The sequence below is a fragment of the Streptomyces sp. NPDC017056 genome, assembly GCF_044332485.1.
Lineage (GTDB): Bacteria > Actinomycetota > Actinomycetes > Streptomycetales > Streptomycetaceae > Streptomyces.
This window is the reverse complement of record NZ_JBIRPD010000004.1, coordinates 282,587-308,509: the sequence shown is the minus strand read 5'-3', so window position 1 is coordinate 308,509 and position 25,923 is coordinate 282,587. Positions and strand designations below refer to the sequence as shown.

Below are 25,923 nucleotides of genomic sequence, written 5' to 3'. Positions count from 1 at the left end.
GTTCGGGTTAGACCCGGCGTTCGGGTCAGACCCGGCAGAGGATCTCGCCGTGCAGGACGCCGAACCAGGCGTCCTCCCGTGCGCCCCACTCCCGCCACGCGTCCGCGATCCGTGCCAGCTCGCCCGCGGTGGCGTGGCCGCCGTCGACCGCCAGCCCGGCGTACGCGGAGGCCACCGTGCGGTCCGCCCAGAGCCCGCTCCACCAGGCCCGCTCCCCGGGCGTCGCGTAGCACCACGCGGAGGCGGACGAGGTGATCGCGGAGTCGGCGAAGCCGGCCCGGCGGGCCCAGGCGCGCAGCCGCCGGCCCGCGTCCGGCTCGCCGCCGTTGGCGCGGGCTACCCGGCGGTACAGGTCCAGCCAGCCGTCCATGCCGTCGACCGCCGGGTACCAGGTCATGGCCGCGTAGTCCGCGTCGCGGACGGCGACGAACCCGCCCGGCGCGGTGACGCGCCGCATCTCGCGCAGCGCCTGGACCGGGTCGCCCACGTGCTGGAGCACCTGGTGGGCGTGGACGACGGAGAAGGAGCCGTCCGGGAAGTCCAGTGCGTGGACGTCGCCGGTCACGAAGCGGACGTTGTCCAGGCCGCGCCCCGCGGCGGTGGCCCGCGCCTGCTCCAGTACGTCCGGCGCGTGCTCCAGTCCGGTCACCCGGCCCTCCGGCACCAGCGCGGCCAGGTCGGCCGTGATGGTGCCGGGTCCGCAGCCGATGTCCAGGACCTCCATGTGCGGCTGGAGCGCGTCCAGCAGGTACGCCGCCGAGTTGGCGGCGGTGCGCCAGGTGTGCGAGCGCAGGACGGACTCGTGGTGGCCGTGGGTGTAGACGGCGGACTCGTGCGGCATGGCGGACGGCTCCTTCGCGCTCCCGGTCGGTGGTGGGGAAACCGTACGCCGGGCGATCGCATCCTGAGAACGCCGTCTCGTTATTCGGGCAGCAGGCGGTAGACCGTCAGCGCCTCGTTCTCCTTGCAGATCGTCAACTCGCGCGGCGCGGGCGCCACTTCGCCGTCGTACGCGAGCACGCCGCCCTCCGCCAGGCCGCCGATCCGCACCGAGCGCACCCGGGACTCGCTCAGGACGGGGGAGTGCCGCAGCGCACCCGTCAGGGCCGCGGTCAACAGCCGCGTACGGGCCAGCCGCCCGCCGTGCACCACGCGTACGTCGAGCACGCCGTCCGCCAGGTCGTGCCGGCGCACCGGCGCCAGGCCGAGCCCGCGGTACGCGCAGTTGCCCGCGAACAGCAGCCACACCTCCCGGCGCTTCCCGTTGACCTCCAGCGTCACCGGGTCGGCCGTGCGCAGCACCTTCCAGGCCGCCAGCACCCCGGCCGGCCAGGCGCCGATCCGGCCCGCCCACTCTTCCCGCACGCGTACCAGCTCCGGGTACGCGCCGATGGAGAACGTGTTCAGGAAGTAGCTCGGCTCGCCGCCCGGCGCGGTGCGGAACCCGGCCAGGTCCACCGCGACCGCCTCCCCGGTCTCCACCGCGCGCGCGGCGTCCCCGAGCGTCTCGACGCCCAGGTCGTACGCGAAGTGGTTGCGGGTGCCGCCGGGGAGCACCGCCAGCGGCAGGCCGTGCCGTGCCGCGACCACCGCCGCGGCGTTGACCGTGCCGTCGCCGCCCAGTACGCCCAGCGCGCCACCGGCCTGCTTGGCCTGCTCGGCGGCCTCCTCCAGCGCCTTGTCGACCGGCGGGGACTCCGGGTCGCCGCACAGCACGACCTCGGCCTTCGGCAGGACGTTGCGCACCTCCTGCACCCGGTCGGGGCGCGGCCCCGTGCGCTGCCCGGACGCGTGGTTGGCCACCACGAACAGCCCCCGGCCGCCCGGCAGCGAGGGCGCGTCGGCCGCGGGCCGCGCCGGGGGCGCCAGCTGGGCCCTGGTCGGCGCGAGACCGCGTACCGCGAGGGCCGCGCCCACGCCGAGCGCGGCGCCTGCCAGCACGTCACCGGGGTAGTGGACGCCGGTGTAGACGCGGGAGAACGCCACCGAGGCGGCGAGCGGGGCCAGTGCCAGGCCCCACCACTTGTTCTCGAAGGCGACGCCGGTGGCGAAGGCCGCGGCGGAGGCCGCGTGGCCGGAGGGGAAGGACGTGGTGAAGGGCTGGCGGCCCAGCTGCCGTATGACCGGCACGGCGTCCAGCAGCGGCCGGTCGCGCCGTACGGAGCGCTTGCCCAGGGTGTTCACCGTCGCCGACGCCGCCGCCAGCGACGCCACCCCGCGCAGCGCGGCCCGCCGCACGGGCCGCCCGCCGAGGGCGGCCGCGCCCGCCGCGATCCCCATCCACAGGAGACCGTGGTCGGCGGTGCGGGTCAGCCGTGGCAGCACGCGTTGCGCGCCCGGCCAGTGCCGTGACGCGACGCTGTCGAAAATCTCGCGGTCCCAGGTGCTCAGCAGCTTTCGCATGCGCCACCTGTACCCCAAAGGGCGCGGCGCAGACAGTAACCCCACCGTGCCTGGCGTCGTCCGCCTCGTCTGCCTCATCTGCAACCGGCTCCTATCGTGAGGAATCGGACGGGCGGGCCCGGCTGATGTCCGCGAGCGCCGAGTCCGGGTCCTGGGCCCTGGCCAGGTCGCCGATGCTGACCACCCCCACCGGCGTCCCGTTCTCGACCACCGGCAGCCGCCGGACCGCGTTGGTGCGCATCAGCGTCACCGCCGCGCTGATGAGCTCGTCCGGGCCGACACAGACGGGTTCCGGCGTGCACACCGAGCGGCAGGACACGGCGAGCGGATCGACGCCGTCGGCCACCGCGCGCAGCGTGATGTCGCGGTCGGTGACCACGCCCAGCAGGACGCCGTCCTCCGCCACCAGGACGTCGCCGATGTCCTGCGCGCGCATCAGCTGCGCCGCTTCGACGAGCGAGGCATCCGGCAGGACCGCCGCAACGGCCGGGGTCATGACGTCCCTTACCAACTGTGCCATTGCTGATCGCCTTCTCTCGTTGGGGCCGATGGTGGGGCACGGCGGTGACGGCCGGGCGGCCCGGGGCACACAAGCGCCCCGGGCCCGTCAGCCCGGGGCGTCGTCCAGGAGCGCGCTGACCACGTCCGGCACATCGCGGAACAGCTCGTCCGGTGGCAGCGCCCGTAACGCCTGCACCAGCTGGTCCGGTGCCCGCCGCGCCAGCAGCTCGCGCACCAGCGCCCGCCGCTTCGCCGGGAACCGCTCGCGCTCCAGGTGCCGCGCCAGTTCGAAGCGCAGCAGCTCCCGCGCGTCCCAGCGGCCGGGGTACGGCCGTGCCGGGCGTCCCGGGTGGCCCGGTGCGCCGGAACGGCCCGCGGAGCCGGGGCCCGGCCTGGTAGTGAGTGGGGTGAGGAATACGGGTTCCATGTCCCCCTCCGGGGGCTCGGTCCGGGACTTCCGCCGGACGTGTCCGGGTGGTTGCGCCGCGGCGGGTACCCGAAGGGACGCACCCGACACGGAGGGAGAGATCCTGATGCCGACCCACGACACGTCCACGGACTCCGCGCGGTCCGCGGAGGCGAAGGACACCACCCCGGGCGTCCCGCCCGCACGGCTGGACGAACAGCAGCTGCTGCGCGAGCTGGAAACCATTCACCGCACCCGTCACGACACCCTGCTGCACGGTTCCACCGACGCGCTCGCCACACACAACGCGCGCATGGCGGAACTGGAAGGCGAGTACCTGCGCCGTCATCCGCGGCGCCGGGTGGCCCCCGGGCGTACCCGCTCGGGCGCCCGGGCCCGCACGCGCTGAGCGGCCCGTGCAAGCTCTCGTCACATCGCACGTTTGACGCCGCGCGGACCAGGTACCCGGTGTGCAGGCCGAGTGGCCGCGGAGGAAAGCACGGAGAACGGGCACCGGAAAAGGGGTAGTGGCAGGGCGTTCGGGCGCGGGATGTGGGGTCCCGCGCCCGAACTGCTGCGTGGGCCCGAACTGGTGCGCGGGCGCGCCAGTTACAGGAGCGCGCCCCGGGGTACCCGCCGCGCCATGACCGACAAGACCACTGAGAACACCACCGTCGGCGGACTCGCGGAACCGGTCGTGCGGGCGGTCCGGGAGGAGATCCACCACGAGGCGGGCCTGATCCGCGAGGAACTGCGCAACGAGCTGCGCGAGCAGACGCGGCGGCGCAGCCTGCGGATGTACGGCGGTGCCGCGGTCGCCGCGCTGTACGGCGGCGGCACGTTCACCGTTTTCCTGGTGCTGGCCGCGGGCCTCGCCGTCCCCGCCTGGGTGGCGGCCCTGGTCGTCACCGTGATGCTCGGTGCCCTGGCCGTGGTCCTGAAGAACGCCGCGGGCCGCCGCCCGCGCCGCCACCACGACCACCACGACCTCCTCGGCTTCCACGGCCGCCCGGAGCGCCCGCGCCGGCCGGTCGGGCAGCGGTAGCCGCGGCGGGCGGCACGGGCCGCCGCGGCTACCGCTGGCCTCACACGCGGTCGGCGGCGATCAGCAGGTACTGGAAGCTGCCGTTGCGGTACGCCGTCAGAAAGGTTTCCTCAATGCCCGTTACCAGGTGGTCGGCCTGCTGCCGCAACTCCCAGTAGGGCAGCGCGGCCTCCGTCAGATCCTGGACGTGCACGGGGACGAGCCGGTTGCGGGCCATGGCGCGGAAGTACGCCGAGCGGGGATGGATGTCGCAGATGTAGTGGGCGTTGATGAGGGACACCTCGCGGGAGGCCCGCCCGTAGGCGTCGTTGTAGCAGCCGGTGATCACCACATAGCGCCCGCCGCGCCGCAGCAGCCGCGCGTGCTCGGCGAACAGCAGGTCCAGCTCGACGTACATGGTCGACTCGTTGTTCCAGGACGCCGCGTACGCGCCGGAGGCGAAGCCGGTGTCGAGCATGTTGCGGTGGTGGTAGCGCACCTTGTCGTCGATGCCGCGTTTGCGGGCCTGCGCGTTGGCGAAGTCGGCCTGCTTGGCGGAGATGGTGGCCCCGTCGGCGTGACAGCCGTGGCGCAGGTGCGCGACCACGCTGCCGCCGCCGCGCCCGCACCCGGCGTCGAAGACGCGGTCGGCGGGGGAGAGGACGCCGAGGTGCGAGGCGAGCAGCTCGGCCTGGGCGTGCTCCAGCCGGTGCAGTTCGCCGGTGACCCGTTCGCGGCGCCGCACGGGGTCCGGCTCGTCCAGCACCGACCGGTCGGCGTCCCCGATGCCGTAGTGGTGGTGGTAGAGGTCGTCGATCTTTCCGAGTTCGAGGTTGACCGGGTTCTCCTCGGCGTTCCAGTAGTCCGCGACGCGGGACTGGTACGTGGACTGGGTCGGCACCTCAGAGAGTGCGGTGCCGGCGTGCGCGGTGGTCAACGGTGGCTCCTTGCTGTGCTGCGCTGGTTCGGTCTACCAGTAGTTGGGCAGGTGGTAGCGGTCGGAGTTGGTGGCGTGCCACTCGTGGTTGCCGGCCACCCAGTCGGACAGGCTCCGGGTGTAGCGCTCCACGAGGGGCGAGGCGGCGGCCAGCACGGCCGACTCCGTCTCGTACGCCGCCATGACCTGGTTGTGGATCTCGACGCTCTTCAGGTAGGCGGCCTTCAAGCCGTGCCCGTCGTTGGCGGCGACCACTTGCGGCAGGTTCAGGTGGTCGGGGTCGCTCGCCAGCTCCTTGGTGAAGGAGTACAGGTCGTTGACGATGGTCGTGGCGTTGCAGGCGAGCGCGGTGATCCGCTGGATCTCGGGACGGGCGTAGACCGCCTCGGGCAGTTCGTAGCCGTCCACGGCGTCGACGAGGGACAGGCAGGGGCGGAAGTTGTTGAACTGCCGCATGACCAGGTACTCACCGACCTTCGGCACGTGCCGCGTCTGCGCCCAGGACGCCTCGGCGAGATAGCCGAGGTGCAGCCGGGCCATGTCGTGGACGAACCGGTCGGCCTGGCTGGGGGTGGCGAGGGCCGCGTAGTCCTTCATCGCCCAGTAGTACGAGCGCAGCGGCCCGTCGGCCTGTACGCCGTTACGCCACTCCTCCTCCGTCTCCGGAGTGCCGTGGAACGGGTCGAGGGCCGACTGGGCCATGATCAGGCGGCCGCCCAGGCCGTGGCGCGCACCGCCCCTGCCCTCGTCCTCCTCGCAGTAGCAGCTGTCGACGATGTTCTCGGCCAGCAGGAACTCGCCGGCGACGGTGAGCCGGTCGAGGTCGGCCGCCGCCGGGTGCTGGAGGACGACGGCCCGGCCGAACCGGAACTCGGCGAAGTCGCCGGACCACGCCGCGGGGAACAGGTCCAGCCGGCGGGCCCAGTCCTCCAGTCTGCGGTCGACCTCGGCGGCCTTCTCCGGGTCGGCGGGGGCGGCGGGCCGGTATCTCAGCCCGGGGACGGTGCCGCCGCGCCGGGCCGGCCGGGTGCGGACGAGGCTCGGCGGGCCGGGCAGCGAGAAGGCGGTGGGCCGGAGGGCGGGTTCCTCGGCGGGACCGGCGACACGGTCCGGTACGGACACGGATTCCTCCCGGGAGCGCGAACAGGAGTGACACGTACGGCCGTTGATGCATGAGGTGACCGTGCGCGGCAACAAGCCAAACAGGCGGGAGTGCACGCCGGTACGGCGTGAAAGGGGGCGCCCTCGCGTTCAGGATGCACAAACCTCGTAACGAAGCAGACCGGCGCGCGACCGGGCCGCCGCGCGCCGGGTGACAGGGCGTCACAGCACCCGGTACGAGGTCGCCTCCTCGTGGCGGAATTCGAGGCCGTGGCCCGGGAGGTGCTTGGCGCCGGGCCGGACGGTGCCGCCCGACGGGTCGAGCCCGCCGTCGAAGAGCATGGACTCGATGCGGACGTGGTCGTGGAACCACTCGATGTGCCGCAAATTCGGCACGCAGGCGGCCGGGTGGGCGTGTACGTGCGGCGCGCAGTGGGCGGAGACCTCCAGGCCGTGCGCCTCGGCGAGGGCCGCGGCGCGCAGCCAGACCGTTAGGCCGCCGCACCGGGTGGCGTCGATCTGGAGGCAGTCCACGACCGGCGCCATCCGCGCGAAGTACGGCAGGTCGTAACCGTACTCGCCGGCCGCCACGTCGCTGACCACCAGGTCGCGGACGACCGCCAGGCCCGCGAGGTCGTCGGAGGACACCGGCTCCTCGAACCAGCCCACGCCCTGGTCGGCCAGCGCCTGCCCGACCCGTACGGCCTGCTTGCGGGTGTAGGCGCCGTTGGCGTCCACGTACAGTTCGGCGCGCGGGCCGATGGCGCGGCGGGCGTTGCGTACGCGGGACAGGTCGCGTTCGACGGCCCGCCCCCACTCCTCGCCGATCTTGATCTTCACCCGTTCGATGCCCTGCCCGTGCACCCACCCGTTCAACTGCGTGGCCAGATGGGTGTCGTGGTAGGTGGTGAAACCCCCGGACCCGTACACCGGCACCGCGCTGCGCACGGCGCCGATCAGATGCATCAGCGGCAGCCCCAGCAGCCGCGCCTTGAGGTCCCACAGCGCGATGTCCACCGCGGACAGCGCGCAGGCGACCATGCCGGGGCGCCCCGCGTTGCGCACCGTCCGGCTCATGGCCTCGTACGTGCCCTGGACGTCCAGCGCGCTACGGCCCAGGACCGGCCGGGTGAGCAGGTCGCGCACCACCGAGCCCGCGTCCGCTGCGGCGTAGGTCCAGCCCAGGCCGGTGGTCGTACCCGATCTGGCCTCGACGACGATGACGGTGGTGGTGTCCCAGGCAAGCGTGCCGTCGGCTTCGGGGGCGTCGGTGGGGACGGTGTAGGCGGTGACGTCCAGCCGCTCGACGTTCATGGTGGTGGGGGGCTCCTTCCGCGGTCCCGGCGTGGTCCGCCCGTGGGCGCCGGTGCTGGTGCGACCCGGTGGGCGCCGGTTCGTGACCGGCGGTCAGCGGCCGTGCCGGACGGGTTACCGGCCGCGCGGGCCGGAAACCTGTCCGCCGGACGGCCGATTCGCCCCGCGAGGCGTTTACCGGCACCGGTGACGGGCACGCGATCCGTGTGCTTCGGACCGGAGGCACGCCCGTGGGAGCGGACCTGCTCTCCGAGCGTGCAACCCGGCTGCGCTCCCACAGGGGGACACCGTCCACCGATCAGGGAGCCGAGACCATGCCCTCTGTACGCACCGAGTGCCGACCGGGCACCCAGCACAGCAGGCGCGCCGAGCGCCCGCCCGGCGTCCGCCGCACCCAGCACAAGCACCCGCACGACGACGCCCCGGACACCAGCGCCGACTTCCGCAGGCTGGCGGCGCTCCCCGAGGGGCCCGAGCGCGACACGCTGCGCCAGAACATCGTCTGCGCCTGGATCCCGATGGCCGAACGCCTCGCGCGGCAGTTCCGCAACCGCGGCGAGACCACCGAGGACCTCACCCAGGTCGCCGCGCTCGGCCTGGTCAAGGCCGTCGACCGCTACGACCCGGACCGGGGCAGCGCCTTCGAGAGCTTCGCCGTGCCGACGATCGTCGGCGAGGTCAAGCGGCACTTCCGCGACCACATGTGGGGCCTGCACGTGCCCCGGCGCGTCCAAGAACTGCGCAACCGCGTCCGCGCCGCCACCCAGGAACTCACCCACGCGCCCGACGACCACCGCCCCGCCGCCCGGGACATCTCCCGGCACACCGGCATGACGCTGGAAGAGGTGCTGCTCGGCCTGGAGGCGCTGGAGAGTTACTCGACGCTCTCCCTGGACGCCGAACTGCCCGGCGCCGACGACGGCTACGCGCTCGTCGACACCCTCGGCGGCCCGGAGCCCGGATTCGACCTCGTCGTCGACCGCGAGGCGGTCCGCACCAAGTTACGGATGCTGCCCGAGCGCGAGCGGCAGATCCTCTACCTGCGGTTCTTCTGCGACATGACGCAGAGCAGGATCGCCGACCGGCTCGGCATCTCGCAGATGCACGTCTCACGGCTCATCAACCGCACCTGCACGCGCCTGTGCGCCCAGGCGGGCGGCAGCGAGGCGGCATGACCGGCGGCGGCACCGCCATCAGGGGTGCAGCGCGCGCCCCAGATGGCGGGCCATCCGGTCGACGGCGCCCGCCTCCGCCATGCTGAACGCCCGGCGCCCGCCCGTGCGCAGCAGCGTCAGGACGCCCCGCACGGGGCCCGACTCCTCCCGGAGCGGGACGCACAGCAGCGAAGTCACCTCGGCGCGGGCCAGTACCGGCGCGCCCTCGGCGTCATGGCCGAACGCGCCCAGGTCCTCCGGACGCACCTGGAGGTTGGCGTTGCCCGCGCGGGCCGCCTCGACCACCACGGGGCAGTCGCCGGGAGGCTGCGAGGCGAGCGTCGCGGTCAGGGCGTCCGCCCCGTCCGGGGCCGCGGGCTTCTCCGTACCGTCGTCGTACGCGTCGTCGCCGTCGTACGGCGTGCGCTGACCGGGCTCACCGGCCCCGTACACCGCCACCCGCAGCAGCGGGCCGCCGCTGCGGGCCACCAGGTCGGCTATCACCCAGTCGGCGAACCGGCCGCCCAGGACACGGGCGGCCCGGTCGAGCACGGCGGCGGGCTCCCGCGGCGACTCCAGGAGCGCCATGGTCATGTCGTCCAGGAGGTCCATCAGCTCGGCGTTCCGCGTCACTTCGGACAGGCCGGGCCGCGGCGTGCCCGCCCGCCGGGCGCCGCCAGGACGGTCCGCCGCGAGCGTGTCGGGGCCGGTGTGGAAGACCGTCAGCACGGACGTGCCCGGCTCGCCCTGGGGGCGCAGCGCCGTCATCGTCGCGCGCAGCGACTCGCCCTCCCGCCGGGCCCCGTCCGGGGGCGGCAGCAGCCGCACCACCAGGCTGCGGTCGCCCTCGTTGCGGGAGACCGCGGCCACCTGCGAGCGGAAGGCGGCCCGCGCCTCGGGGGCGAGCGAGGCGGTGACCGGGCGGCCGGCGGCGTAGCCGGCGCGCATGCCGAACAGGCGGGTACCGGCGAAGTTGAGCCGCCGTATCACCGCGTCGGGGCCCAGCAGCGCCACCGCGAACGGCAGCCGCTGGAACAGCGCCCGCAGCAGCTGCTGTTCGTCGGCGGCGCGCCGGGCGCCGTTGTCCCGCTCCGCCGGCGCGGCCCGTTCGAAGCGCGGCAGGATCACGTCGACGACGTGCTGGAGCTCGAAAAGAGCGGCGTCCAGGACGGACAACCGCTCCGTGGAAGGCAGGGCGCGGGCGGCGCGCAGCTCTTCGACTCGTCTGCGGAAATCGGTGAGTTCCGCCGCTACGCGTTCGACCTCGGCCATGCCCTCACGCTATCCGGTGTGCCACGGGACCGGACCCCCGAGGTGGCAAGCCGACCGGCCACCGACACCACAAGCACCGGAACTCGACGTGAAACAGGTGTTTTTGCCCCCGCCCACCGGGCAGCCGAACCGGTACGGGGCCCACGGCAGCCCGTCCACGGGCCCGAAGGGACTGACAGGAATTGGACGCAGCGATGCCCACCCACACCCTCTTCGCGACCGGGGCGCCGGACCTCGCCGAGGGGCCGTCCGCCCGCAGTCTCGCCTACCTCGCCGAGCAGGCCGCCTGGTGCACCCCGGACAGCTGCGGCGCCGCCGCGACGTTCAGCACCGGCGACGACGCCGCCGAAGCGCCGACCGCCGTCACCCACCCGGACCTGTCGGCCCTGGTCAGCGTGCAGTGGGAGTCCGGCGAAGGCCCGATCCCCGCGGCCCTGGACACCGGCCGCGCCACCGGCGTCGACGACCTGCTGCACGAGAGCCGCTGGCCCGAGTACCGGGCCAAGGCACTGGAGGCCGGGGTACGCTCCAGCGCCACCCTCCCGTACCGCAGGGACGGCATCACCCTCACCATCACCGTCTACGGCTTCCGGCCCGGCCTGAAGGTCGAGAAGGGCTGTACGGCCACCGACGTGCTCGGCGAGCTGGCCGCGACCGGGCTGGCCCGCGAACGCCGCTACCGCGAGGTCCTCGTCGAGGTGGACCAGCTCGACACCGCCCTGCGCACCCGGCCCGTCGTCGACCAGGCATGCGGCATCCTCATGTACGTGCTGGGGTGCGACGCGGACACCGCGTTCGACACGCTGCGCCGGCTGTCGCAGCGCACCAACCGCAAACTGTCGGACCTCGCCGGCGCCCTGGTCAGTACCCGCGGGCACGGGCTGGAGGCGGAGCTGCGGTGCCTCGGCGGGAAGCCCCGCCAGGCGCGCCGCGCCGCCGCCCCGCACGACCCGGCGGCCCCCGGACCCGGCGCCGCGCCGGGCACCGGCCGGGAACAGTAAGGCACGCCGCGACCCGGCCCCGGCCCGCGGCCGGCCGGCGACGTGCCGCGCCGGGGCACCCGCTCTCAGCCGACCGGTGACGTGTCGCCCCGCGCCCGGACCGCCGCGATCTGCAAAGGTGGTCGGGGCCCGCACTCATGTGATGGGCCCACGATCGACCTGCCGCGGAGTGTGGAGGTACGGATGCAGCGGACGGCCCTGGATCCGGCCCCGGAGCCGGATCCCCCGGCGGGGCTGCCGGTCCTCCCGGAACTCGCCGCGCACCTGTCCGCCGCCTCGGGCCGCACGGACCCCGAACCGCCCGGCGGCTCCCCGCCGCTGCGCGCCGCCGCCTGCGACTACTGGGAGCGCCGCGGCCTGGGGACCGGGCCGGACCGGGTGCTCGCCGCGCCGGGCGCGCCCGCCCTGCTCCTGGCGCTGCTCGCCGCGGCCGGCGGCGGTGTCCTGCTGCCCCGCCCCTGCGCCGAGTGGTACGCGCCGGCCGCCCGGCTGCTCGGCCTCCGGGTGCACCCGACTCCCGTACCGGCCGAATCCGGCGGCGTCCCGGACGCGTTCGTGCTGCTGGAGACCGTACGCCGGGCCCGGCTGACCGGCCAGGGGCCGCGGGTCCTGCTGCTCTCCGTCGCCGACGACCCCAGCGGCACCTGCCCGCCGCCCGAGCTGGTGCACGAGGTGTGCGAGGCGGCCGCGGCGGACGGCCTGTGGATCGTCAGCGACGAGACCGGCCGCGACCTGCTGCACGACCCGCACGACACGGTCGTGCTGAGCCCGGCGGAGATGCTGCCGGACGACGTCGTCGTCCTGGCCGACCTGCGGGCCACCCTCGTACCGGCCTCCTGGCCCGCCGCGCTGGCCCGCTTCCCCGCCACCGGGCGCGGCGCCGCGCTGCGCGCCGCGGCACTGGAGCGGCTGGCGGACCTGCGCACCCCGCTGGCCGGCCCGGTAGCCCGCGCCGTCACCCACGCCCTCGGCGAGCCGGCGACCGTACGCGCCCGCACCGCCGCCGCGGCCCGGCTGCACGGCGTGCTCGCCGGGGCGCTGCACCACACGCTCACCGAGGGGGGCGCCGTCTGCCGCCCGCCGCACGCGGGCAGCCACCTCTACGCCGACTTCGGCCCGCTGCGCCCCGCCCTCGCCGCCCGGGGCATCACCGGCCCCGCCGAGCTGGAAGCCGAGCTGGCACCCTGGTCGGCCCGCGGCGGCCACCGCTTCGGCGACGATCCGCACGCGCTGCGGGTACGGCTGAGCACCGAGGCGCTGCTCGGCACCGGCACCGCGCACCGGCAGCGCGTCCTGGACGCCACCGACCCCCTCCGGCTCCCGCACGTCACCGAGGCGCTGAGTTCCCTGTCCGCCACGCTCGCCGCTCTCGCGGACCCCGGCCCCTCGTAGCCGGCCGCCCGGCCGGTCACGCCGCGGGCCCGCGCCCCGCCGCGCCGGCCGCCGCCCGCACCGCGGCCACCGACCCCGCCCGGCACCACCACCGGTCATGCCCACCGAATGGAGCTCCTCGATGACCGAACAGACCGAACGTTCCCTCACCGAGCCTCTCCCGCCCGCAGGACCCCACCCCCACCGGCACCCGCCCGCACCGGTCCGCCCCCTGAACGAGGTCAGGACGTGGCCGCGCGACTTCACCGACCGGCTCACCGCACCGCTGCCCGGCGTCCGCGCCCTGGCCCGCATCGCCCGCGAAGGCAAACTGCGGCCGTCCGCCGAAGCGCTCCTCGACATCCCCGACCTCCCCTTCGAACCCGGCCCGATGCCCCAGGCCGGACCCCGGGACATCGCCGTGACCTGGGCGGGCCACGCCAGCTGGGTCCTGCGCATCGGCGGCCTGACGGTGCTCACCGACCCCGTGTGGTCCCGCAAGATCCTGGGCACCCCGGCCCGGGTCACCCCGGTCGGCGTCCGCTGGCAGGACCTGCCGCCGGTCGACGCGGTCGTCATCAGCCACAACCACTACGACCACCTCGACGCACCCACCCTGAAACGCCTGCCGCCGGACACCCCGCTCCTGATGCCCGCCGGCCTCGCCCGCTGGGCGCGCCGCCGCCGCTTCACCCACGTCACCGACCTGGACTGGTGGGAGGCGGCCGAACTGCCAGGACCCGAGGGCCCGGTCCGCTTCGACTTCGTGCCCGCCCACCACTGGAGCAAGCGCACCCTCACCGACACCTGCCGTTCCCTGTGGGGCGGCTGGGTGCTGACCGCCCCGGACGGGCGCCGCGTGTACTTCGCGGGCGACACCGGCTACGGCCACTGGTTCGAGGAGATCGGCGGCCGGTACCCGGGCATCGACCTGGCGCTGCTGCCGATCGGCGCGTACGACCCGCGCTGGATGCTGCGCCCGGTGCACACCGACCCCGAGGAAGCGGTACGCGCCTGCCACGACCTCGGCGCCCGCGCCATGGCCCCGATGCACTGGTCCACGTTCCTGCTGTCCGCCGAGGCGCCCCTGGAACCGCTGCGCCGCGTGCGCGCCGCCTGGGAAACCACCGGCCGCCCCCGCGAGGAACTGTGGGACCTCGCGGTGGGCGGGTCGCGCTTCCTGGACGGCGGGCCGGCGGCAGGTGCGGACGAGTGCTAGGGAAGCGGTCTGCGGCGCAGCCGGCGCCACACCGTGGGGGCCGTGCTGATGACCAGCGTGAGTCCGACCGCCGCGGCCACCCCCTGCCACGGCTCGCTGAACAGGGAACCGCCCAGCAGGCCGACGAGGTCACCGGGCCGTTCTCGCAGAGCATCGCGTCCGTGAGCTCGAACAGGGTGTCACCTCGCCGGGTCGGGCACGCGTAGAGGTCCTCCCGAAAGCGGCACGTGAAGTCGAACGCCTCGTCCCGGGCATCGTGCTGCAGCAGACTCATCCTCGGCGGCCTTCGCTCGCTTCCGTACCTCGGTGACGGAGCACAGAATCGAGTAAGGGCCGCTCTCGCGTCCGGCACTTCCCTCAGCGGTCACGTTCGAGAGCCATTTCGATCGGAACTCAGTGTTGCCCAATCAGCTGCGGAGCAGTGAGGCGTGGATGCGGGCGATGGCCCGCAGCACCTCGTCGCGGTTCTTGGCTTGCTGCATCCATGCGGGCAGGCGTGCCACCACGGTCATCTTCCGGCCGTGGTCGTGCCAGGGAATCCCTTCACGCAGTGGCGCCTGCACGAATCGTTTGATCAGGTCCAGGTGCTCCAGGTTGTAGGCCCATACCCACCCGTGCCGGGTCTCGGTCTGCAGCCACAGGCGGACGCCGAAGTACGGGTCTGTGGCCGGCTCGTATCGGTCCCGGTGCAAGGCCACACATCCACGGCTCCATTCCCTCGCCGTCCCGCAGTTCCGGCAGACGAGCCGCCGCGGCGCCAAGAGGTCCGGATCGTGCGCTCCGGCCGGATCCGGTCCTGTCACGTGCGCGACCTTGTCGCAACTGGGACAACGCACGAGAACGGACGCGAGGAAGTCGTACTGCGTACTTCGTGGGTCCCGGAACCGATGGCGTGTGGAGATCGGACTCATCGGACCAGTATGAGAGCCGGGCGGCGAAGGTCTCTACGGGTTAAATGCCAAGCTAAGCAGTGCCACCCCGAAGCCGTTCCACCGACCTGGCGCTTTACCTGGCGGACAGCGTGTCGGTGCATTCTGGGTTGCATACCTCTGAGTCCGCCGACTTGAGCGACGGCCTATGTGTGTTGTTCGGAGAGGTTGGTGACGCGGCTGGCTGGGGTGTGGCCGCCGATGCCGGTGTGGACCCGGGAGCCGGACCTAGTGAGAGAGGGTGTGCACGAGCGCGCCGTCATCGCCCGCGTCGCATTTGCACTGCAGGCGGCGATCACGTCTTGGGGCGGGCAATGGCGAGTGGACATCGAATACGTGGCGTCGCCCCGGCTTCGGGGTGATGAGAAAAGCCCTGTGCGTGGACGGCTTCGACGCAGCGGGGCGCCGGCCCGTGTACCCCGATGTGATCCTTAACGCCCCGCACGGCAACTTCCAGGAGCGCACTCACCTCACCCACCCCGCAACCGCCGCCATACCGCAGGCACCCCGCCGATCAGCAGTGCCAGCCCGACCGCCGCGGCCACCCCCTGCCACGGTTCGCTGAACAGGGAACCGCCCAGCAGGCCGACGAGCTGGTACGTCAGGGCCCAGGCCAGGCAGGCCGGCAGGTCGCCGCGGGCGAAGGTCCGTACCGGCATCCGCGACAGCAGGCACGCCAGCATCACCGGGATGCGCCCGGCGGGCACCAGCCGGGACAGGACGAGCACCAGCACCCCGTGCTCGCGCAGCTTGGCCTGCGACCGCGCCAGCCGTTCCGGTGCGGCGCGGTCGCGCAGCCGGTCCAGCCAGCGTGAACCGTTGCGCGAGCGCACACCGCGCCCGCCGAGCCAGTACAGGCCCAGGTCCCCGAGGAACGCGGCGAGGGCGCTCACCCCGAAGACCGACAGCAGCGCCCACGGCGCACTCTGGTGGAAGGCGACCACCGCCGCCGAGCTGACCACCGCGCCCGTGGGCACCACCGGCACCAGCGACCCCACCACGACCAGCAGGAACAGCGACGGGTAACCCACCACCTGCTGCGTCGACTCGGGGGGCACGCCGGCCGCCAGGCCGCCGATCACCGCGCGGCCGCCAGCCGTACGGACTCGCCGTGCGCGAGCCGGTGCACCGCCACCTGCGGAGCCAGCAGCCCGGCCTGCCGGGCGAACTCGTCACCCGGCGCGTGGAACTCGTGCGGGCGCACCGCGTCCAGGCCGATCGGCCAGTACGTCCCGTAGTGCACCGGCACCGCGCTGACCGGCGCGAGCCGGGCCGCCGCCTGGGCCGCCCGCCGCGCGTCGAGGTGCCCGTGCCCGAGGAACGGCCCCCAGCCGCCCACCGGCAGCAGCGCCACGTCGCAGGCGCCGACCTCCTCCGCCATGGTGTCGAAGAGCCCGGTGTCGCCCGCGAAGTACGTCGTCGCCGCGCCGCGCACCACGTAGCCGAGGGCCGGCGCCCGGTGCGGGCCGTACGGCAGCCGGCGCCCGTCGTGCGCCGCGTGCACCGCCCGGACGGTCACCTCGCCGGTGCCGTGTCCGCCCGGGTACGTGGCGCGGACCGTGACCGACTCGCCGGGCCGCAGCTCGGTGACCGGCAGCCCGCGCGCCGCCGCCACCCGCCGCAGCCCCGGCACCGCGGCGACGGCGCCGTACGGCACCACCACCCGGGTGCCCGGCGCGAGGCGGGCCAGCGATGCGGGGTGCAGGTGGTCGGCGTGCAGATGCGAGACCAGCACGGCGTCGGCCCGGGCCGCGGCCGGCGGCGGCAGCGCGCCGCGGCGCCGCCGCAGATGCGCCAGCCGCCGGGTGAACAGCGGGTCCGTCAGCACCCGCACACCCGAGTCGGCGACCGTCACGGTGGCATGCCCCCACCAGGTGACCTCCACCGCCACGATGACCTCCCGACCGGAAACGACGTACCGCGCGCCGGGCCGTGCGGCTCGCGCGTCCCGCCGTACGCCCGCCTTCCGATCCTGCCTCATCCCGCGCCGCCGTCGTCAGGCCGGACTGTCAGTGGGCTGTGACACGCTGTATGCGTGCCGCCCGACGAGGTGGCCGAGCGTGACGGACGGCGGGAGCGAGGTGAGAGCGGATGCGACGGCCCCTGTGGAGGGCGGCGGGCGGCGCCCTCCTGCGTGTGACCGCGGTCTGGGTGGTCTCCTCGCTGACGTTGCTGGTGCTCGCCGCGCTGCTGCCCGACCTCAGCCTCCAGTCCGCCAACGGTGAAAGCATCACCCGCACCTTTCTCGCCGCCGCGCTCGCCGCCGGCGCTTTCGGCCTGCTCGGCGCCCTGGTGTGGCCGGTGCTGGTGCGGGCCCTGCTCCTGGTGCCGGCCCTCGTCCTCGGGCTGCTCGTCTTCTTCCTGAACGGTTCGCTGCTGCTGGTCGCCCTCGACCTGGTCCCCGCCGGGCGCGGCCGGGCCGCCCCCGAGACGGCCGTGATCGTCGCCGCCGCGATGTCCGCCGCCTCCTCCGCCACGTCCACCTTCCTCGCGGTGCGCGACGACGAGGCGTACCGCCGGCGCCTGGTGCGGCTGGCCGGGCGCCGGCACGGCCGCCGCCGCGGCGCCCCCGGCGACCCGGGCCCCGTCGCGCCCGGCACGGTCTTCCTCCAGCTCGACGGCCTGGGGCACGACCTGCTGCGCGAGGCGGCGAGCGGCGAGCGGCCCCTGATGGGCACGGTCGCGGGATGGCTCGGCGCGACCCACCGCCTGACCCCGTGGCACACGGACTGGTCCAGCCAGACCGGCGCCAGCCAGCTCGGCATCCTGCACGGCACCAACCACGACCTGCCCGCCTTCCGCTGGTACGAGAAGGAGACCGGGCGGCTGATCGTCAGCAACCGGCCCAGCGGCGCGGCCGAGCTCCAGCGGCGCGCCGTGGCGCGCACCGGCGACGCCGGGCTGCTCGGCTTCGACGGGGCCAGCCGCGGCAACCTTTTCAGCGGCGGCGCCGAGCAGCTCGCGCTGGTGATGTCGGTGGCCGCCCGCCGCGGCCGGCACAACCGCTCCCGCGCGGGCTACTTCGCGTACTTCTCCGACCCGGCCAACGCGACCCGCACCGCGGTGTCCTTCGCCGCCGAGGTCCTCCGCGAGGCGGGCCAGTCCCTGCGGTCCCGGTTCCGCGGGGAGCGCCCGCGCGTCAAACGCGGCGGGCTCTACCCCTTCATCCGCGCCTTCGCGACCGTCGTCGAGCGCGACGTCGTGGTCGCCGCCGTGATCGGCGACCTGCTCGCGGGCCGCACGGCCGTCTACGCCGACCTCGTCGCCTACGACGAGGTGGCGCACCACTCGGGCCCCCGGCACCGCGACACCCACCAGGTGCTGCGCCGCCTGGACCGCGCGGTCGGGCTGATCGCCGACGCCGCGCAGCACGCCCCGCGCCGCTACCGCATCGTGCTGCTCTCCGACCACGGCCAGAGCCCCGGCGCGACCTTCCTGGACACCTTCGGGCTCGGCCTGGAGGACCTGGTGCGGGCCGGCTGCGGCCTGCCCGTCTCCCGGCGCGCCGGGCGGACCGCGAGCGGCGCCGAGGCGCGCGAGGCCGCCCGCGCCGCGCTGCACCGGCCGGAAGGCGCGGACGGGTGCGGCCCGTCCGACCCCGTCGTGCTGGCCTCCGGCAACCTGGGCCTGGTGTCCTTCCCCGACCTGCCGGGCCGGGCCACCCGCGAGGAGATCGAGCGCCGCCACCCGGCCCTGCTGGCCACCCTCGCCAACCACCCGGGCGTCGGCTTCCTGCTCGTGCGCTCCGCCGCGCACGGCGCCGTGGTGCTCGGTCCCGGCGGCGCCGAGCACCACCTGGGCACCGGCCGTGTCGTGGGCCGCGACCCGCTCGCCGGCTTCGGCCCGGGCGCCGCGGACGCCGTACGGCGCACGGACGGCTTCCCGCACGCCGCCGACATCATGGTCAACTCCGCCTGTGACCCGGACACGGGCGCGGTGCACGCCTTCGAGGAGCAGATCGGCTCGCACGGCGGGCTGGGCGGCGAGCAGAGCCGGGCCTTCCTGCTGTGGCCCGCCGAGCTGTCCCCGCCGACCGCCGACGGGACGGCACCGGCCGGTGCGCGGCGGGTCCACGAGATCCTGCGGCGCTGGCTGCGCGAGGTGGACGGGCCGCAGATACCCCTCGGGGGCCCGGCGGACGAACTGCGGTCAGGAGGGCCGCGGCCCGAAGTATTTTCACCCGCCGACGGTGCCGAGCGGGACAATACCCGCTGATTTTGTACGACGTTGCAGGTCGAAGACCATGAGCAGTCGCCCGGCGACTCCGGGCACGCACAGCACGACGAGAGGCTCACCCAAGCCATGCACGACCGGCACACCCGCCGCTTCGGTCTCGGTACCGCAATCTGCCTGGTGACGGGCAACATCATCGGCGGCGGCATCTTCCTGCTGCCCGCCTCGGTGGCGCCCTTCGGCACCGTGAGCCTGGTCGCCTTCGGCGTCCTGACCGTGGGCGCCATCGCGCTGGCCCTGGTCTTCGGGCGGCTCGCCGAGCGGCATCCGGACACCGGCGGCCCGTACGTCTACGCCCGTGAAGCGTTCGGCGACTTCGCCGGCTTCCTGTCGGCCTGGTCGTACTGGACCATGACGTGGGTCAGCAACGCGGCCCTCGCGGTCGCCGCCGTCGGCTATGTCCACGTGCTCTTCCCCGGCCACGACTCCAAGGGCATGGACCTGCTGGTGGCGCTGGTCGCGCTCTGGCTGCCGGCGCTCTCCAACTTCGCCGGCACCCGCTACGTCGGCGCGGTCCAGCTGGTCTCCACGGTCTTGAAGTTCGTCCCGCTGCTGTTCATCGCGATCGTCGGCCTGTTCTTCTTCGACCCGGACAAGCTGGGCTCCTTCAACGAGGGCGGCGGCAGCGCCGTCGGCGGCATGTCGGCCGCCGCGGCGATCCTGCTCTACAGCTATGTGGGCGTGGAGTCGGCGGCGATGAGCGCCGGGGAGGTCCGCGACCCCGAGCGCAACGTCGGCCGTGCCACCGTCCTCGGCACGATCGCCGCCGCCGTGGTCTACCTGCTCGGCACGGTCTCGGTCTTCGGCACCGTCGCGCACGACAAGCTGGTGGCCTCCAAGGCGCCGTTCTCCGACGCGGTGAACGCCATGTTCGGCGGGCAGTGGGGCGGCACGGTCATCGCGATCGCCGCGGTCGTCTCGATCGTCGGCGCGCTGAACGGCTGGACGCTGATGAGCGCCCAGTCGCCGTACGCCGCCGCCAAGGACGGGCTGTTCCCCGCCGCCTTCTTGAAGAAGCAGCGCGGTGTGCCCACCTTCGGCGTGCTGGCCGCCTCGGTGCTGGCCACGGCCCTGACCGTGATCAACTACCTGATCGGCACGGGCGGCGTCTTCGAGATCCTCGTGCTGATCACGACGTTCTCGGCGACCGTGCCCTACCTGCTCGCCGCCGGCGCCCAGATCTACTTCCTGCTCACCGGGGAGCGCGACAAGGTCCGCCCGGCCCGCTTCGCCCGGGACCTGGTGCTCGCCCTGGTCGCCTTCGGCTTCACCTTCTGGCTGGTCGCCGGCGCCGGGTACGCGGCGATCTACCAGGGCGTGCTGTTCCTGTTCGCCGGCATCCTCGTGTACGCCTGCATGGCGGCCCGCCGCACCACCCGCCGGCGCGCGGCGGAGGCGGCGGACGGCGCTTCCGAGGAGGCCGGAGCAACCGAGAAGACGGGCGCGGCCGAGGAGACGGGCGCGGCCAAGGTGTGACGCACCGCCGCCGGAATCCCGGCGGCCACCGTGCCGAGAGGCCCGCGCGCATCCGTTGCGCGCGGGCCTCTCGGCGTACTGCCTCAGCCGTCCAGCGCCTGGGCCACGTTCCGGTCCAGTTCCTCGCGCAGCAGGGTGCACTCCCGCACCGGGTCGTCGGTCGGGCAGGTCAGCAGGTGTTCGAGCCGGTGCTGCGCGGCCCGGAGGTCCGCCACGCGTTCCTCGATCAGCTCGATGGCGCCGGTCAGCACCGCGCGCCCGGCGGGGCGCCGGACCCCGTCCGGGCCGCGTTCGCCGAGTGCGGCGGCGGTCTCCGCGAGGCTCAGCATGCCGCCGTGGTGCAGGTGCTGGATCAGCGCCAGCCGGCGCAGCTCCCGGCGGCCGTAGTGGCGCACGTTGCCGCGGCGCCCGGCGGGCGGGAGGAGGCCCAGGTCGTCGTAGTACCGCAGCGTGGCCACCGACAAGCCGAAGCACCGGGCCACTTCACTGATCGGATGCAGCGCGTCGTCACCGTCCCGGGGCACGGATCCATCTTGCGCTCAAGCCGGCTTGAGCGTCCAGGCTGGGCGCAGCGGGCCCGGGGACCGTCCGGGCCGGGGGACAGGGGTGATGTGCCGTGGGCGTACGGAACGAGACGACGACCGTACCGGTGCTGGTGGCCGGGGGCGGGCCGGTGGGGCTGGCCACCGCGATGTTCCTGGCGCGGTGGGGCGTGCCGGCCCTCGTCGTGGACAAGCGGGACCCGCTGACGGGCCCGCCGCGGGCGATGAGCAGCCTCCGCACGCTGGAACTGCTGCGGTCGGCGGGCCTCCTGGACGCCGTGGAACGGACGGGGTGGTACGGGGCCGAGCCGTTCCAGGCGGTGTTCAAGGACAGCGCGCTGGGCCTCGAACGGCAGCACGTGGCGCCTCCCGAGGAGTACGTACGGTGGCTGAGGCGGTGCAGCCCCGTCGACAGCCGGCTGGTGCTCAACCACCTCCAGGTGCAGCGGCTGGCCCTGGACGAGCTGCTGCGGTGCGGTGGGTCCGTGCGCTTCGGCGTCGGGTTGGACGGCATCGAACAGGACGCGGGCGGCGTCCGGGCCCGGCTCACCGACACCCGTACCGGCGAGGCGTACGACATCAGGGCGGACTACGTGATCGGCGCCGACGGCGCGCACAGCACCGTGCGGGGGCTGCTGGGCATCACCGTGCCCGACCGCCAAGTGGTGGCCCGGCTGCACACCGCCTTCTACCGCGCCGACTTCCCGCCCTGCGCGGACGGCGCGCGCGACGCCATGTGCTTCGTGCGGAACGAGGACGTCTATGCGACGGTCTTCTCGATGGACGGCCGCGACCAGTGGGTCTCGCACCTCATGGACTACCCCGGCCGGGCCGGCGACGCGGACGGCGTTCCGCCGCTGCCGCACGACCGGGCCCTGGAACTCCTGCACGCCGCCATCGGCGACCCCGGCCTGCCGGTCGAGCTGGTGGCGGTGAACGCCTGGGAGGCGGCCGTGGGCGCGGCCGCGGCCTTCCGCCGCGGCCGGGTCTTCCTGGCCGGTGACTCCGCGCACGTGCAGAGTTCGGCCGGCGGGCTCGGGATGAACACCGGCATCCAGGACGGCCACAACCTCGCCTGGAAACTCGCCGCCGTCCTCCAAGGGCAGGCCGCCGACGGCCTGTTGGACACGTACGAGCCGGAACGCCGGGCCGCCGTCCGCGCCTCCCTCGCCCTCTCCCGCGGCATGCACCAGGGCTACCGCGCCCTCGGCGGGGCGGACCCGAACGAGCTGTACGCGCGAGCGGCACAGGACTACGTGCGGGCGATGATGCGCTACGAGTACACCGCCGGGGCCGTCGTGCCGCCCGAGGGCGGGTACGCGCCGGACGGCAGCGGCGCCGGGAACGGCACCGCTGCCACCGGCCCCGGCGTCCTCGCCGACCGCGTACACCCCGGCCACCGGCTGCCGCACCGCCCGCCGGCCGCCGGCGGCCGGGCCTCCACCCTCGACCTCGTCGGCACCGACTGGGCGCTGCTCGCCGGTCCGCGGGGCGCGGCCTGGCTGCCCGCGGCCACGACGGCGGCCGCCGCCTTCGGGATCACGCTGAACGCGCACCAAGTCCCCGGCGGCCTGCTCCCCGGACTGGCCGCCGACGGGGCCGCTCTCGTCCGCCCGGACCACTTCGTGGCCTGGCGCGCGGACCGCCTCGCCGCCGACCCGGGCACCGTCGTCAAGCGGACCCTGGCCGCCCTGCTCGCAAGGGCGTCCTCCTGAGTACGGCCCGGCCCATTACCTGGCACGTAATCGCCCCTCTCCTCACGCTCCGGCATCTTTGAGGCATCGGTTCGCGGGCCGGCGCACTCCGGCCCGCGAACCGCCTGCGAAGAAGCATCCGTTGCAGAAGCATCCGTTGCGGAAGCACCTGTTGAAGAAACATTCGTGACGAGGCATGAGGAGTCCGGCCATGACGCAGAACGACACCCAGCAGAACGACACCCCGCAGAACGACACCCGGCAGAACGGCACCGACCGTTACGCGGACGCGGTCGACCGGTACCTCGCGGCGTGGAACGCGGGAGGGGCCGGGGCCGACGGCGTGGACAAGGCCGTCGCCGCGGCCTTCACCGAGGACGCCACGTACACCGACCCGCTCGCCGACACCGCGGGGCACGACGGGCTCGCCGCCGTCATCGCCGGGGCCCACGCGCAGTTCCCCGGCTTCGTCTTCCGGCCGCTGGGCACCCCGGACGGGCACCACGACGTCGTCCGCTTCGGCTGGGAGCTGGTGGCGCCGGACGGTTCGGCCCCGGTCGCCGGGTTCGACGTCGCGACCCTCGCGGCGGACGGCCGCATCCGCACCGTCTCCGGCTTCCTGGACCGCGTACCCGCCATGTGAGCCGGAGCCGGAGCGAGCCGGAGCCGCCCGCCGCGGGGGAGCGGGCCCTACGGCAGCCACGTCCGCAGGTGCGCGGCCGTCTCCGGATCCGCCGGGAGGAAGGTCTCCAGGGCGAGTTCGGAGACGGTCACGTCCGTCGGGGTGTTGAAGGTGGCGATCGTGGAGATGAAGGACAGCACCCGGCCGTCGTGTTCGACGACCATCGGCAGCGCGTACGGCGCGTGCCCGCCGTCCGCGGCCGTCTCCCGCCCGCCCTCGGGCAGCGGGTAGGCGCTGACCTCCTCGTAGAGCGCACGGAGCGGCGCGGACCGCATGACCGCCAACTGCCGCTGCATCTGCGTCAGCAGGTGCTCCCGCCACTCCAGGAAGTTGCGGATACGCGGGGCGATCCCGTCGGGGTGCAGGGTGACGCGCATGGCGTTCAGCGGCGGTTCCAGCAGCTTTTCGCCGACGCCCGCCATCATCGCCTGGATGCCCCGGTTCGCGGCGACGACGTGGTACGTGGCGTCCACGACCAGGGCAGGGAACGGCTCGTAGCCCGTCAGCAGCCGTTGCAGGCCGGTGCGCAGCGCGTCCATCGACGGGTCGTCCAAGGGGGTCTCCGGGAATCCGGGCGCGTAACCCGCCGCGATCAGCAGCGCGTTGCGTTCCCGTACGGGAACGTCGAGATGCTCGGCCAGCCGGAGCACCATCTCCTGGCTGGGCCGGGCGCGGCCGGTCTCGATGAAGCTGATGTGCCGGGCGGAGGAGTCGGCGCGCAGGGCCAGGTCGAGCTGGCTGACGCGGCGCTGCACCCGCCACTCGCGCAGCAGCGGGCCCACCCCCGTCGTGTCGGACGCCGTCTTCGAGGAGACCACAGCAGTCGTCATGCCCGAACCGTAGCCGATTCCGTACGTCTGTACGGGCGGGGCGTGGGGGCCCGGCCTTCGCGCGGCACTGCCGGAAAAGTTCTCCGGAAAAAATCCGGCGGGGCTGTCGATCCGGCGGTCTCCCGTTCGACGCAGGGGTGAGAGGCGGGGAACGGCCCCGCCCGTACGGCCGAGGAGTCACCGTGCCGCGCTTCCTGACGCTGATCCGCATCGACGAGCGAGACGTTCCCGAGGGCGGCCCGAGCCCCGAACTCCGGGAGCGGATGGGCGCGCTGATGGAGGAGATCACCAAGGCCGGGGTCATGCTGGACACCGCCGGGCTCGCGCCCACCTCCGAGGGCACCCGGGTCACCTGGTCCGGCGGCAAGATCACCTCAACCGACGGGCCCTTCACCGAGACCAAGGAGGTCATCGGCGGCTACTCGCTCATCCAGGCCAAGGACAAGGCCGAGGCGCTGGAGTGGGCCAAGCGGTTCCTGCGCGTCCACGAGGAGAACTGGACCGTCACCGCCGAGGTCCGCGAGATCAACGAGAACTGCTGACCCGGCCGTGCTTGTCGCCGTCCCGCGCGGCTGGTCTGATGAGGCCGTGACGGCAGCAAGCACGACCGAGACGGTCGAGACGGTGTTCAGGATCGAGTCCGCGCGGATCATCGCCGCCGTCGCCCGTGTCGTGCGGGACGTGGGCATCGCCGAGGAACTCGCGCAGGACGCCCTGGTCGCCGCCCTGGAACAGTGGCCGGAGTCGGGCATACCGGATAGACCGGGTGCCTGGCTCACGGCCACCGCCAAGCACCGCGCCGTCGACCTGGTACGCCGCAAGGAGACCTACGCGCGCAAGCTGGCCGAGGTCGGGCGGATGCTGGAGGACGTGCCGCCGCCCGAACCGGCCGACGCGGAGGACATCGACGACGACCTGCTGCGGCTCATCTTCACCGCCTGCCACCCCGTGCTGTCGCCGGAGGCCCGCATCGCGCTCACGCTGCGGCTGCTGGGCGGGCTGACGACATCGGAGATCGCGCGGGCGTTCCTGGTGCCGGAGGCCACGGTGGCGCAGCGGATCGTCCGGGCCAAGCGGACCCTGGCGAAGGCGCACGTCCCCTTCGAAGTGCCGTACGGCGCCGACCGGTCGGCCCGCCTCTCCTCCGTCCTGGAGGTGGTCTACCTGGTCTTCAACGAGGGGTACTCCGCGACGGCGGGGGACGACCTGGTGCGCCCGGCCCTGTGCGAGGACGCGCTCCGCCTGGCCCGCGTCCTGGCGGGCCTGATGCCGGGGGAGCCCGAAGTCCACGGCCTGGCCGCCCTGCTGGAGTTCCAGGCGTCGCGCATCCCCGCCCGTACGGGCCCCGGCGGCGAGCCGGTGCTGCTCGCCGACCAGGACCGGGCCAAGTGGAACCGCCTGCTCCTGAGCCGTGGCGTCGACGCCCTGCACCGCGCGGGCCACGGCCCGTACTCCCTACAGGCCGCGATCGCCGCGCACCACGCCGTGGCCCCGCGCTACGAGGACACGGACTGGCCGGCGATCGCCACCCTGTACGGGCGGCTGGCGAGGCTGTCCCCGTCCCCGGTGGTCGAGTTGAACCGGGCGGTCGCCGTCTCCATGGCGGAAGGGCCCGCGGCCGCCCTGCCCCTGGTGGACGCCCTCGCCGCCGAACCGTCCTTGAAGGACTACCACCTGCTGCCGAGCGTCCGTGGCGACCTGCTGGAGCGCCTGGGGCGCCCGGAGGAGGCACGCGCGGAGTTCGAAAGGGCCGCGGGCCTGGCCCGCAACGCGCGGGAGAAGGCACTGCTCCTGGCCAAGGCGGCCCGCTCGGGCGCCCGGCCGGAATGACCCG

At 74.1% G+C, this 25,923-nt stretch carries 25 protein-coding genes and 1 pseudogene; 12 read left to right on the top strand and 14 right to left on the bottom strand.

The features are described 5' to 3' along the window. Nucleotides 1-25: 25 nt before the first annotated feature. The 4 genes from ACH4OW_RS09855 to ACH4OW_RS09840 form a co-directional block, all read right to left on the bottom strand. A complete protein-coding gene (locus ACH4OW_RS09855; protein WP_360123859.1) occupies nucleotides 26-841 on the bottom strand; it encodes a class I SAM-dependent methyltransferase in 816 nt (271 codons plus the stop codon). An 80-nt stretch (nucleotides 842-921) separates the two neighbouring features. After that, nucleotides 922-2,403 (bottom strand): bifunctional phosphatase PAP2/diacylglycerol kinase family protein, encoded by a 1,482-nt coding sequence (locus ACH4OW_RS09850; protein WP_398026396.1) that lies wholly within the window; start codon nucleotides 2,401-2,403, stop codon nucleotides 922-924. A 91-nt stretch (nucleotides 2,404-2,494) separates the two neighbouring features. Then, the gene (locus tag ACH4OW_RS09845; protein WP_360123853.1) at nucleotides 2,495-2,923 is read right to left on the bottom strand and encodes a CBS domain-containing protein; all 429 of its coding nucleotides are present in this window, start codon (nucleotides 2,921-2,923) and stop codon (nucleotides 2,495-2,497) included. 87 nt (nucleotides 2,924-3,010) lie between these two features. Then, complete coding sequence (locus tag ACH4OW_RS09840; protein WP_360123850.1) at nucleotides 3,011-3,331, bottom strand: DUF2795 domain-containing protein; 321 nt, start codon at nucleotides 3,329-3,331, stop codon at nucleotides 3,011-3,013. A gap of 106 nt (nucleotides 3,332-3,437) precedes the next feature. On the opposite strand from ACH4OW_RS09840, the gene ACH4OW_RS09835 reads away from it, so the two are divergent. Both ACH4OW_RS09835 and ACH4OW_RS09830 read left to right on the top strand, forming a co-directional pair. Further along, complete coding sequence (locus ACH4OW_RS09835; RefSeq protein WP_360123847.1) at nucleotides 3,438-3,719, top strand: DUF6158 family protein; 282 nt, start codon at nucleotides 3,438-3,440, stop codon at nucleotides 3,717-3,719. Between the two features lie 234 nt (nucleotides 3,720-3,953). Then, nucleotides 3,954-4,355, top strand: a complete 402-nt coding sequence (locus tag ACH4OW_RS09830; protein WP_360123844.1) for a phage holin family protein — start codon at nucleotides 3,954-3,956, stop codon at nucleotides 4,353-4,355. Between the two features lie 40 nt (nucleotides 4,356-4,395). Here ACH4OW_RS09830 and ACH4OW_RS09825 read toward each other — a convergent pair whose 3' ends face one another. From ACH4OW_RS09825 to ACH4OW_RS09815, 3 genes are all read right to left on the bottom strand, one after another. Continuing rightward, nucleotides 4,396-5,271 (bottom strand): geranyl diphosphate 2-C-methyltransferase, encoded by an 876-nt coding sequence (locus ACH4OW_RS09825; RefSeq protein WP_360123841.1) that lies wholly within the window; start codon nucleotides 5,269-5,271, stop codon nucleotides 4,396-4,398. 33 nt (nucleotides 5,272-5,304) lie between these two features. Then, nucleotides 5,305-6,393 (bottom strand): cyclase, encoded by a 1,089-nt coding sequence (locus ACH4OW_RS09820; RefSeq protein WP_398026392.1) that lies wholly within the window; start codon nucleotides 6,391-6,393, stop codon nucleotides 5,305-5,307. A 201-nt stretch (nucleotides 6,394-6,594) separates the two neighbouring features. Then, nucleotides 6,595-7,686, bottom strand: a complete 1,092-nt coding sequence (locus tag ACH4OW_RS09815; RefSeq protein ID WP_360123838.1) for an enolase C-terminal domain-like protein — start codon at nucleotides 7,684-7,686, stop codon at nucleotides 6,595-6,597. Nucleotides 7,687-8,000: 314 nt separating this feature from the next. On the opposite strand from ACH4OW_RS09815, the gene ACH4OW_RS09810 reads away from it, so the two are divergent. Further along, nucleotides 8,001-8,861 (top strand): SigB/SigF/SigG family RNA polymerase sigma factor, encoded by an 861-nt coding sequence (locus ACH4OW_RS09810; protein WP_398026389.1) that lies wholly within the window; start codon nucleotides 8,001-8,003, stop codon nucleotides 8,859-8,861. Between the two features lie 18 nt (nucleotides 8,862-8,879). Here the strand turns inward: ACH4OW_RS09810 and ACH4OW_RS09805 are convergent, their stop codons facing one another. Further along, nucleotides 8,880-10,112 (bottom strand): PAS domain-containing protein, encoded by a 1,233-nt coding sequence (locus ACH4OW_RS09805; RefSeq protein ID WP_360123833.1) that lies wholly within the window; start codon nucleotides 10,110-10,112, stop codon nucleotides 8,880-8,882. A gap of 194 nt (nucleotides 10,113-10,306) precedes the next feature. Here ACH4OW_RS09805 and ACH4OW_RS09800 point away from each other — a divergent pair, with 194 nt between their 5' ends. The 3 genes from ACH4OW_RS09800 to ACH4OW_RS09790 all read left to right on the top strand — a co-directional run bounded on the left by ACH4OW_RS09800 (nucleotide 10,307) and on the right by ACH4OW_RS09790 (nucleotide 13,703). Next, complete coding sequence (locus ACH4OW_RS09800) at nucleotides 10,307-11,113, top strand: ANTAR domain-containing protein (protein ID WP_360123830.1); 807 nt, start codon at nucleotides 10,307-10,309, stop codon at nucleotides 11,111-11,113. Between the two features lie 183 nt (nucleotides 11,114-11,296). Next, the gene (locus ACH4OW_RS09795) at nucleotides 11,297-12,505 is read left to right on the top strand and encodes an aminotransferase class I/II-fold pyridoxal phosphate-dependent enzyme (protein ID WP_398026387.1); all 1,209 of its coding nucleotides are present in this window, start codon (nucleotides 11,297-11,299) and stop codon (nucleotides 12,503-12,505) included. 121 nt (nucleotides 12,506-12,626) lie between these two features. Continuing rightward, nucleotides 12,627-13,703: an MBL fold metallo-hydrolase gene (locus tag ACH4OW_RS09790; RefSeq protein WP_398026385.1), complete on the top strand. Its 1,077-nt coding sequence runs from the start codon at nucleotides 12,627-12,629 to the stop codon at nucleotides 13,701-13,703. On the opposite strand, the pseudogene ACH4OW_RS09785 reads toward ACH4OW_RS09790, so the two are convergent. The 4 genes and pseudogenes from ACH4OW_RS09785 to ACH4OW_RS09770 all read right to left on the bottom strand — a co-directional run. Then, a pseudogene (locus ACH4OW_RS09785) lies at nucleotides 13,700-13,831 on the bottom strand (DedA family protein); the annotation flags it as partial. The gene ACH4OW_RS09790 and the pseudogene ACH4OW_RS09785 sit on opposite strands and share 4 nt — an antisense overlap. A gap of 279 nt (nucleotides 13,832-14,110) precedes the next feature. Then, nucleotides 14,111-14,614, bottom strand: coding sequence for a hypothetical protein (locus ACH4OW_RS09780; protein ID WP_398026383.1), 504 nt, complete (start codon nucleotides 14,612-14,614; stop codon nucleotides 14,111-14,113). A gap of 488 nt (nucleotides 14,615-15,102) precedes the next feature. Then, on the bottom strand, nucleotides 15,103-15,714 hold the full coding sequence (locus ACH4OW_RS09775) for a VTT domain-containing protein (protein ID WP_360123818.1): 612 nt from the start codon (nucleotides 15,712-15,714) through the stop codon (nucleotides 15,103-15,105). Then, on the bottom strand, nucleotides 15,711-16,523 hold the full coding sequence (locus ACH4OW_RS09770; RefSeq protein WP_398026642.1) for an MBL fold metallo-hydrolase: 813 nt from the start codon (nucleotides 16,521-16,523) through the stop codon (nucleotides 15,711-15,713). The genes ACH4OW_RS09775 and ACH4OW_RS09770 overlap by 4 nt, the downstream gene beginning before the upstream one ends. A 200-nt stretch (nucleotides 16,524-16,723) precedes the next feature. On the opposite strand from ACH4OW_RS09770, the gene ACH4OW_RS09765 reads away from it, so the two are divergent. Together ACH4OW_RS09765 and ACH4OW_RS09760 are read left to right on the top strand one after the other, a co-directional pair. Next, nucleotides 16,724-18,847, top strand: coding sequence for a phage holin family protein (locus ACH4OW_RS09765; RefSeq protein ID WP_398026381.1), 2,124 nt, complete (start codon nucleotides 16,724-16,726; stop codon nucleotides 18,845-18,847). Nucleotides 18,848-18,934: 87 nt separating this feature from the next. Continuing rightward, nucleotides 18,935-20,341, top strand: coding sequence for an amino acid permease (locus ACH4OW_RS09760; protein WP_398026640.1), 1,407 nt, complete (start codon nucleotides 18,935-18,937; stop codon nucleotides 20,339-20,341). 83 nt (nucleotides 20,342-20,424) lie between these two features. Here the strand turns inward: ACH4OW_RS09760 and ACH4OW_RS09755 are convergent, their stop codons facing one another. Continuing rightward, on the bottom strand, nucleotides 20,425-20,865 hold the full coding sequence (locus ACH4OW_RS09755; RefSeq protein WP_398026379.1) for a MerR family transcriptional regulator: 441 nt from the start codon (nucleotides 20,863-20,865) through the stop codon (nucleotides 20,425-20,427). A gap of 92 nt (nucleotides 20,866-20,957) precedes the next feature. Here ACH4OW_RS09755 and ACH4OW_RS09750 point away from each other — a divergent pair, with 92 nt between their 5' ends. Beyond that, complete coding sequence (locus ACH4OW_RS09750) at nucleotides 20,958-22,598, top strand: FAD-dependent monooxygenase (RefSeq protein ID WP_398026377.1); 1,641 nt, start codon at nucleotides 20,958-20,960, stop codon at nucleotides 22,596-22,598. Nucleotides 22,599-22,788: 190 nt separating this feature from the next. After that, nucleotides 22,789-23,220, top strand: coding sequence for a nuclear transport factor 2 family protein (locus ACH4OW_RS09745; protein WP_398026375.1), 432 nt, complete (start codon nucleotides 22,789-22,791; stop codon nucleotides 23,218-23,220). Nucleotides 23,221-23,267: 47 nt separating this feature from the next. Here the strand turns inward: ACH4OW_RS09745 and ACH4OW_RS09740 are convergent, their stop codons facing one another. Then, the gene (locus ACH4OW_RS09740; protein WP_360123800.1) at nucleotides 23,268-24,089 is read right to left on the bottom strand and encodes a helix-turn-helix transcriptional regulator; all 822 of its coding nucleotides are present in this window, start codon (nucleotides 24,087-24,089) and stop codon (nucleotides 23,268-23,270) included. Between the two features lie 182 nt (nucleotides 24,090-24,271). Here ACH4OW_RS09740 and ACH4OW_RS09735 point away from each other — a divergent pair, with 182 nt between their 5' ends. Both ACH4OW_RS09735 and ACH4OW_RS09730 read left to right on the top strand, forming a co-directional pair. After that, entirely contained in the window at nucleotides 24,272-24,631 is a 360-nt protein-coding gene (locus tag ACH4OW_RS09735; protein WP_398026373.1) for a YciI family protein, read from the top strand. A 46-nt stretch (nucleotides 24,632-24,677) separates the two neighbouring features. Then, entirely contained in the window at nucleotides 24,678-25,919 is a 1,242-nt protein-coding gene (locus ACH4OW_RS09730) for an RNA polymerase sigma factor (protein WP_398026371.1), read from the top strand. Nucleotides 25,920-25,923 lie beyond the last annotated feature (4 nt).